The sequence below is a fragment of the Magnetococcales bacterium genome, from assembly GCA_015228935.1.
Classification (GTDB): domain Bacteria; phylum Pseudomonadota; class Magnetococcia; order Magnetococcales; family DC0425bin3; genus HA3dbin3.
In genome coordinates this window covers 1-1,534 of the sequence record JADGCO010000193.1, presented here as the reverse complement: position 1 = coordinate 1,534, position 1,534 = coordinate 1, and the positions used below count along the sequence as shown (strand labels likewise).

The 1,534-nt window shown below is 58.1% G+C and carries 2 protein-coding genes; both read left to right on the top strand.

Annotation, left to right across the window (positions count from 1 at the left end; all coding sequences use genetic code 11):
- On the top strand, positions 1-645 hold a 645-nt coding region (locus tag HQL65_20580), incomplete at its 5' end, for a DUF2497 domain-containing protein (protein ID MBF0138630.1).
- 233 nt (positions 646-878) lie between these two features.
- Positions 879-1,534, top strand: a 656-nt coding sequence (locus tag HQL65_20575; GenBank protein ID MBF0138629.1) for a class I tRNA ligase family protein, incomplete at its 3' end; no start/stop codon positions are given.

The following is a 1,534-nucleotide window of genomic DNA, read 5'->3' as shown; positions in this document are numbered from 1 at the left end:
GAGGATCTGGCCGGGGAGAACGCAGAGCCTCAGGAGGAGCAGAAAGAAACCGAAACCGAAGAAAAAATGGTTGGGGAGATGGCAGACCCTGAGATTGCCGAACAATTGGCCGATGACCAACCCCTGTCCGAGGATGAGTTGGCCATGGCCGAGAGTCAGGTAAAGTCGGCGTTGGAGAAAAAGGATGTGCCCGAAATTGCCGAACAGTTGGCCGATGATGAGCCACTCTCCGGGGAAGAGTTGGCCACGGCAACCTCAGCCCTGCCATTGGTCGATGAGCAGCCTCTCTCTGGGGAAAAGTTGGCCACGGCGATGCCAGTCGTGACATCGGTTGATGAGCAGCCACTCTCCAGAGAAGAGTTGGCCACGGCAGCACCAGCCGTGCCATTGGTCGATGATCGGCCTCTCTCCGGGGAACAGCCGGCCACGGCAATCCTAGACGTGCCAGAGGAAAAAGAGCCTAGTCCTGAACCGATTGTGTCGGCTGATAATCTCTCTCCGGCAGCTTTGCAGGCAGCTTTTGGGGAGCGGGTGGAACGGATGGTCGAGGAGTTGGCCCGGACCATGCTTGAAGAGATGCTGCCCGGCATGCTGGAAGAGGCCATTCGCCAGGAGATTGAACGGATTCGCGATGGCAAGGAATAATGATCGTAACTATTCAGGACCCTTGCAAAAAAAGGATTTGATATGAAAGATTTTGTTGTGGCTCCGCCCCAAACCCCGCCAGGAGGAAGGGCACAGCCCTTCCTCCTGGACCTCCTTCCCAGTTTTTCGAACGTTTTTTAATGGGGGGAGCTGAATAGTCACTAATGATCAACATTTCACGAGTCGATGGGAAAGGACCGTGGTGACGGCGATGGTTGGCAATGGCTGAAGAGTTGTCGAAAAGTTACGAACCGACCGGTGTGGAACGACACTGGAACAGTGTCTGGGAAAATCGGGGCTATTTTGCACCGCGCCATCAGGAGGGAAATCCGGCGTATTGCATCATGATCCCCCCACCCAATGTGACCGGCAATCTGCACATGGGGCACGCCTTCCAGGACACCATCATGGATGCCCTGATTCGCTACCATCGCATGCGGGGTGAGACAACCCTCTGGCAGACAGGCACCGATCATGCCGGCATCGCCACCCAGATGGTCGTGGAACGGCAACTGGAAGCCGAAGGCCGCACCCGTGATGATCTGGGGCGGGAGGGGTTTGTGCGCCGGGTGTGGGAGTGGCGCAATACCTCGGGTGGTACCATCGTGCGCCAGTTGCGGCGTCTCGGTGCCTCCTGCGACTGGTCGCGGGAACGCTTTACCATGGATCCAGGTCTGTCACGGGCCGTGACCGAGGTGTTTGTCCGGCTCTACCAGGAAGGCCTCATCTATCGCGGCAAACGCCTGGTCAACTGGGATCCGGTCCTGCTGACTGCCGTCTCGGATCTGGAAGTGGTCGCCGAAGAGGAAGAGGGACACCTCTGGCACATGCGCTATCCCCTCGCGGATGGTAGCGGCCATCTGGTGGTGGCGACGACGAGACCGGAGAC